Raw genomic sequence first — 7352 nt, 5'->3', positions numbered from 1 at the left:
TACCACAGTAAATGCAGTAATAATGGTACGGCTTAACGTATTGTTAATTGCGTGGTTAATAACCTCTTTAGGGTCATCAGTTTTAGCATGGTGCAGTTCAAGGAACTCGCGGATACGATCAAACACTACTACCGTATCGTTAATAGAGTAACCAATAACGGTAAGCAACGCAGCGATAAATGCCTGGTCGATATCTAAAGAGAACGGAAGGATATCTTTAAACAATGAGAAGAACGAAAGCACCAGCAATGAATCGTGCGCGGTAGCAACCATCGCACCAAGGCTGAACTGCCATTTGCGGAACCTGATTAATATGTAAGCAGAGATCACGATAATAGCCAAAATGATAGTCCATTTTGCAGAAGCCTTAACCTCGTTTGCAATGGTAGCCTCAACTTTTTGGTGAGCCTCTATCTGTTTTGCTTCAATTTTAGTAGCCGGGTTAGTGGCCAGTGCTTTTATTAAAGCTTCCTGTACCCTTGCATCTGCATCAGGTGCATTGTCGTTGATCAGGTAGTTGGTATTGATGCTCATTTTGTTATCAGTACCATAGGTTTTAACCTCGGTACCACGGCCAAGCGTTGCATCAATAGCATCATGTATCTGCTCGGTAGTAACCGGCTTTGTAAATTTAACAATGTAAGTGTGGCCACCACCAAAGTCAACACCGTAATTAAAACCGCGGGTTGCCATTGATATTAAACCTGCTAAAATGAATATACCAGAGAAGGCATAAAATTTAAAACGGTTTTTAACAAAGCCATAATTAGCATTTTTGAAGGTATGAGAGCTCCATGGGCGAGAGAATGTGATATCCCAGCCTTTTTCAAGCATAAATTCAAATATCAACCTTGAAATTAATAGTGAACAGAACAAGGTAGTTACGATACCGATCATCAAGGTGGTTGCAAAACCCTGGATAGGGCCCGAACCGAACAAGAATAAGATAACACCTGTTAAGAATGTACTGATGTTGGCATCAAGGATAGAAGGTAAAGCATGTTTAAAACCATCGGCAACGGCAATGCGGATAGATTTACCTAAGCCAAGCTCTTCACGTACACGCTCGTAAACCAATACGTTGGCATCTACGGCAACTCCTAATATCAGGATGATACCAGCTATTCCCGGCAGGGTTAGTACCGCACGGATGCTTACTAACACACCCATCAGGAAGAATACGTTGATTAATACTGCTATTACAGCTACAGTACCTGCACGTTTGTAGTAAGCAATCATGAAGATAAGGATAACCACTAAGCCCAATATGCAAGATAATAAACCTGCGCTGATAGCTTCCTGGCCTAATGACGGGCCAACAACAGCTTCGCCAATGATGCGGGCAGGTGCCGGTAAGCGGCCTGCTTTTAATACGTTGGCTAAATCTTTTGTATCCTCAAGGGTAAAGTTACCGCCTGATATTGATGATACACCACCAGAAATTTCGTTTTGAACGTTAGGGGCCGAGTAAACGTTATCATCAAGTACAATGGCTATAGCTTTTTTGTTGCCGCCTGCAGATGCTTCAGCAGTAATGTTTTTCCATTTCTGGGCACCCTGCTGGTTCATGTACATGGTAACTTCGTAGCCACCTTTTAATTGGTCTACATCGTTACGGGCATCATTAATAACATCGCCAGAAAGTACCGGGCCGTTTTCGGCACCAGCAAGTTTAATGGCATATAATTCAAATACCTTTGTGTTTTTGATAGGTTTTACACCCCAAAGGAATTTTAAGTTTTGCGGTACAACCGATTTGATGTCGGCACTGTGCAGGTAGTTGTTAACTTTTGCAGTATCCTTAACGGCAGCATAGCCAACAATTGGGCCTGGATTTAATTGCGGCTGGCCTGCCTGGTCCTGGTAAGTGGCCGGCGATAAAATTGCGAATAGCGGGTTTTGAGCGGCTATCTGCGTTTTATTGTTTAAGCCTGCAGAATCTTTTGCATCAGTAGTTGCTTTTTTAAGCTTGTTTAATAATGAACTCGCTTGTTTTGCGGCCGCCGAAGTATCTTTTGAAGTATTAGCAGCAGTATTTGTTGCGCCCGTTTTGGCGGCATCAGCTTTAACCGATGTGTCTTTTTTAGGTGCAGCAGCTTTATTTTTTGCGGCTAACAAGCCGTTAATGTTGTTTAGTAAGCCGTAAACCTCGGTATTATCAAAAGTTTGATAAAACTCAAGCTTTGCAGAACCTTGTAAAAGTTTACGAACACGCTCCGGCTCTTTAACACCCGGTAATTCAATCAAAATACGGTTGGTGCTTTTTTGTAGCTGAATGTTTGGTTGTGTTACACCAAACTGATCAATACGGGTATGCAGTACAGTGTATGATTGTTGTACAGCGGTAGACGCCTGATCTTTCAGATAAGCCTCAACGTCGGCATTTGATGAATTGTATTTTAACTTGTCCTGATTGTTGCTATTGGCAAATATGGCAGCAAGTTTGGCATTTGGGGCCAGTTTCTCATACTCATCAACAAAAAGTGTGATGTAATCCTTTTGTTCGGTTACACTTCTTTTTTGTGCATTAACCATCGCCTGGTTAAATGCAACATCGGCATTGTTGTTTGATAATGATTGTACCAGCTCACGTAACGAAATTTGCATCGTAACGTTCATACCACCCTTTAAGTCCAGGCCCAGGGCAAGTTCCCTGTCAAGGCAATACTGGTAAGTGTGGTTGAGTACCGGATACACCGGAAGTGTAGAAACAGAATCGAGATAGGCTTTCTCCTTTTCAGAATCGCCCTTTGAATACACTTTGGCATCATTCTCAACTTTGTGTGCCACCCACGTAAATGAAAGCTGGTATAAACATACCACAGCCAGCAGAATGGCGAAAAATTTAATAACCCCTTTACCTTGCATCGCGAATTAAAATATGTAATTAATTAGTTTATAAGCTTTTTAAATAAGATGGCAAATCTAATAAAATTTCACAAGCATGAAATTTTTAATTGAAACAAAATAATCTGTGTTTTTGTTAGAGCCGGTTTAGTGTGATAAATGAGTAGGGAAGCGGATTTTTCTCATCAGGCTCATTATATTCCCGGCTTGCTTCATCCCATTTCAGGTAGTCAATTTCGGGAAAAAACGTATCGGCCTCAAAATCCTTGTGAATAATGGTCAGGTAGATGCGGTCGGTTTTATCCATCGCCTGCCGGTAGATCTCGGCACCGCCGCCAATAAATACCTCATCCTCGTGTGCGCAAAGGCTCAGCCCCTCGTCTATTGATTTTACAACCTCGCAGCCGGGGATCTCAATATCCTGCCGGGTAACCACAATATTGCGGCGATTGGGCAAAGGCTTACCAACCGATTCATACGTTTTGCGCCCCATGATTATGGTACGGCCCGATGTGATCTGTTTAAAATGTTTCAGATCATTCGGCATATGCCAAAGTAACTGGTTGTTTTTGCCTATGGCGTAATTCTGGGCGATGGCTACTATAATACTTATTGTCATTGAGTCATTGGGTCATTGAGTCATTGGTAATTGATTGGCTCAATCAATGTACTGAACTCAGGTAATTTAATCAGAAAGTCTTTTTAGTAATTCGTAGTCCTCTTTAATAATTTCTTTAACAAATTTACCACGTTGAGCACGGGCGACAGCTTCTTTGGTTTTTGTAATTTCCGCTAATACATCAGGCAAGATTTCTTCCGGAAGTTCATCAAGTATTTTTGCAATTGCTTTTTTAATTTCAATAGTATCCATCACCTTTTCAGTTTATAACAAATCCTAAGATAACAAAGTGCACCGGTTTTATGAATCATTGCTTGGTTGCTCAATTATTTTCTTCCCGATATATTTGATGTAAATATTTAGTTTGTGGTGATGGTTTCTAATTCCTTTAAAAGTTCGTTGTATTTATCCTCACTAATCAGGTTTCTCACTCTGCATTTATTGAGCCACCCCTTTGTTTCAATTAACGATCCTCTGCTAAAGTAACACAAGTTTTTATTTTCCTTATAATGAAATCTTCCAAAACCTTCTGCAATGTTAGCACTGATAGAGTCCGCCGATCTTGCAATTTGTTTGCCAACAGTATCTTTAGCAAAGTAATCCCATTCTAAAACCAAGAACCATATTTTGTTCGAAAAACTATCTGCTAAGGTGTAAATTTCTAAATCTTCTATTCTATTACTCATTATAAAAATCGATAAGTAATAAAGAAACAAACTCTTTTAGAAATTTCAAATTCATTTAATGACCCAATGACCCAATGACCCAATGACCCAATGACCCAATGACCCAATGACCCAATGACTAAACCGCAACTACCCCCTTAATGTGCGGATGCGGGTCATAGTTTTCCAACGTAAAATCTTCAAACTTAAAATCGAAGATATCTTTTACATCCGGGTTGATCTTCATGGTGGGCAACGGCCTTGGCTCGCGGCTTAATTGCAGGCGGGCTTGCTCCAGGTGGTTGTTGTAGATATGGGCATCGCCAAAGGTGTGGATAAAATCGCCGTAGTCCAGATCGCATACCTGGGCCATCATCATGGTGAGCAGGGCGTATGATGCAATGTTGAAAGGCACCCCCAAAAATATATCGGCACTGCGCTGGTAAAGCTGGCAGGATAGTTTGCCGCGTGTTTCGCCCTTCGAAGCATCGGCCGGCTGCACATAAAACTGGAACAGGCTATGGCAGGGTGGCAGGGCCATCTGGTTAACATCGGCAACGTTCCAGGCCGATACCATAATGCGACGTGAGTCGGGATTGTTCTTCAATTGGTTTACCACCTGGGTTATCTGGTCAATGTGGCCGCCATCGGGTTTTGGCCAGCAGCGCCACTGGTAACCGTATACCGGGCCAAGGTTGCCGTTCTCGTCAGCCCACTCGTCCCAAATGCGAACGCCGTTATCTTTTAAATATTGAATGTTGGTATCGCCGGTTAAAAACCAGATCAACTCGTGGATGATTGATTTCAGGTGCAGCTTCTTGGTGGTCACCATCGGGAAGCCGTCTTGCAGGTTAAAGCGCATCTGGTAACCAAATACGCTTAAGGTGCCTGTACCGGTGCGGTCATGCTTTTGCGCTCCGTTCTCCATCACATGCTGCATCAGGTCGAGGTACTGTTTCATTTTACTTTGTTAGTGGGTTAATTTGTCATTGAGTCATTGAGTCATTTTTTTACACCAGGCCAATGACCCAATGACAGCGTAGCGAATGACTCAATGACCTTTGTCGGAGACAAAGAAAAATAATCTATTTTTGGTATCCTACTGATGTGCAAAAATACATCGGGTGTTAATCAATTTCCAGATGATAGAATTTTCGAACGCAAAAATAAATATAGGCCTCAATATTATTGCCCGCCGCCCTGATGGTTACCACGACCTGGAAACCGTTTTTTATCCAATTAAAATTAACGACGTACTGGAGGTGATCGAGGCAGACAAACTGAGCTTCGAATCATCGGGGTTGGAGATCCCGGGCAGGCTTGAGGATAACCTTTGCATCAGGGGGTACCGTCTGCTCAAAAAAGATCACGATGTACCGCCGGTAAAAATTCATCTGCACAAAAATATCCCGATAGGTGCGGGGCTTGGCGGAGGCTCTTCAAACGCAGCGTTCTTCATCAAACTGATGAACCAGAATTTTGAGCTTGGCTTGTCGGCCGACCAGATGGAAGACTACGCCAGGCAGCTTGGTGCCGATTGCGCTTTCTTTATCCGCAACAGGCCGGTGTTCGCGTTTGAAAAGGGAGATGAGTTTGAAGATATCAAACTTGACCTCTCAGCTTATAAAATTGTATTGGTGATGCCAGATGAGCATGTATCGACCGCGGAGGCGTATAGGGGCGTAAAACCGGCCCCGGTTCGTGAATCGTTATACGATCAGATAAAAATGCCCTTAACGGCATGGAGAGGGCAGATTAAGAATGATTTTGAGGGGCACATTTTCCGCGATCATCCCGTTATACGTGGCGTAAAAGCAGAACTATACGAGCATGGTGCCATATACGCGAGTATGAGCGGGAGTGGGGCATCGGTTTTTGGCATTTTTGAGGAGACGCCAAACCTGGGAGCGATGGAAGAATTTAACCAGGTTTTTTACAACGTCTGAAAAAAGAGGAAGCGGCCAAATTTCCAAAGCCGGCATTTCCATACTTTTAAAAACCAACCAGGATGTTTGAAAACGTTTGAGGGCGTTTGAAGAATAGTTAAGGGCGTTTTTTTACGGTCTTTTTTTGGGTTTTTGCCACTCTAATCCCTACTGATATAATCCCTGTCTTCGTCACTTAGTGTATTTTTGTCTTCGCCCTGGTGCAGGTCATCGTAATGCTCGCTGATGTTGTATTTTTTATTTTTTGGCCTGCCAACCAGCACGCCCAGAATAAAGGCAGCTACCGATACAGCTGTTAACACAGCAACCTTCGACATGTAAACAGTGCTGAACAAAATGGTGAATTTCACCTCGTCGGTATTTTGCATGATGACGATGGTAAGCAGCACCACAATTACTAACGCGATAATATTTTTGATACTCATAAAATTTTCTCCTGGTTTGGTTTCTACAATATGCGGTTTTTAAATCTTTTTTAAAAATGGGTGTTTTTACCATCTGCGATTTTTTGAGATCGAAATTCAGATCGGGGCGATGGTTCCCGCGTCAATCCTTTCCCCAAAAAAAGTTGGAGGTTTCATCGCCAAAAATTGCTACTCATATTTTTCTGTTACAAATTTTTCTGCCGCCTTTTCGCCATCACGATGGCAAGGTGTGATTTGGATAGCGTTAATTTTAAGCGCTTTTTCCCTGCTGAAAATTCAATTCTGTATGCGGGTTTGCTACTCCTGCCAATTTTGATAAAATCTTATTTCCTTAGTTCGGTACACATTGCTTTGAATTTTAGGCGTATTTACCTGTATAAATTATTACCTTATTTAACCTATTGTAATAAACTCATTTATAGACATATAAGTGCTATTTTAAGGAGTTATAAAAACAAGTGCTAAAATAATTAGTATTTGGAATTTTAAAAGATGATTTTTATTTGTACTATTACATTCTATAACCTATATATATACTTGATTTTCAAATTCATATATTTTTAATGTAATTTCAAGTCTTAGTTTAAAACTTGAAATTAAAGCGAATATATGGCATGTTTACAACTTTAGTCGTACTTAGTATTCAGTACACTAATTGATTTTTGAATTTGCCCCAGTTTCGACCGTAAATATTTTGACGACCCATAACTGCTCTGAAAATCATAATGGCTTATATGGGCTTAAAATGCCTTGAAAATTGAGGGCATACTTTGCCCCTACCCCCAGGGAAACGGGCGACATTTGACAGAGATTACTATAAAGATGAAGAGGTTAATTTACCTGTTACGGC

7 protein-coding genes are annotated in these 7352 nt (G+C 41.5%); 1 reads left to right on the top strand and 6 read right to left on the bottom strand.

All coding sequences use genetic code 11. From position 1 onward, the window contains the following. The 5 genes from secDF to WC615_RS21785 form a co-directional block, all read right to left on the bottom strand. A partial coding sequence (gene secDF, locus WC615_RS21805; RefSeq protein ID WP_372980161.1) for a protein translocase subunit SecDF occupies positions 1–2868 on the bottom strand: 2868 nt, incomplete at its 3' end. 115 nt (positions 2869–2983) lie between these two features. Beyond that, a complete protein-coding gene (locus WC615_RS21800) occupies positions 2984–3466 on the bottom strand; it encodes a dihydrofolate reductase (RefSeq protein WP_372980160.1) in 483 nt (160 codons plus the stop codon). A gap of 66 nt (positions 3467–3532) precedes the next feature. Further along, a complete protein-coding gene (locus tag WC615_RS21795; protein ID WP_372980159.1) occupies positions 3533–3718 on the bottom strand; it encodes a hypothetical protein in 186 nt (61 codons plus the stop codon). A gap of 107 nt (positions 3719–3825) precedes the next feature. Then, positions 3826–4152: a four helix bundle protein gene (locus tag WC615_RS21790; protein WP_372980158.1), complete on the bottom strand. Its 327-nt coding sequence runs from the start codon at positions 4150–4152 to the stop codon at positions 3826–3828. 118 nt (positions 4153–4270) lie between these two features. Beyond that, positions 4271–5092, bottom strand: a complete 822-nt coding sequence (locus WC615_RS21785) for a thymidylate synthase (RefSeq protein ID WP_372980157.1) — start codon at positions 5090–5092, stop codon at positions 4271–4273. Positions 5093–5273: 181 nt separating this feature from the next. Here WC615_RS21785 and ispE point away from each other — a divergent pair, with 181 nt between their 5' ends. After that, positions 5274–6077, top strand: coding sequence for a 4-(cytidine 5'-diphospho)-2-C-methyl-D-erythritol kinase (ispE, locus tag WC615_RS21780; protein WP_372980156.1), 804 nt, complete (start codon positions 5274–5276; stop codon positions 6075–6077). Between the two features lie 140 nt (positions 6078–6217). Here the strand turns inward: ispE and WC615_RS21775 are convergent, their stop codons facing one another. Then, positions 6218–6502 carry a hypothetical protein gene (locus WC615_RS21775; RefSeq protein ID WP_372980155.1) on the bottom strand — a complete coding sequence of 95 codons (285 nt, stop codon included), beginning with the start codon at positions 6500–6502 and terminating at the stop codon, positions 6218–6220. Between the last annotated feature and the right edge of the window lie 850 nt (positions 6503–7352).

The sequence above is a fragment of the Mucilaginibacter sp. genome (genome assembly GCF_041663085.1).
GTDB lineage: Bacteria > Bacteroidota > Bacteroidia > Sphingobacteriales > Sphingobacteriaceae > Mucilaginibacter.
Note: the sequence above shows the minus strand (reverse complement) of the source record. Positions and strands in the feature narration are given on the sequence as shown.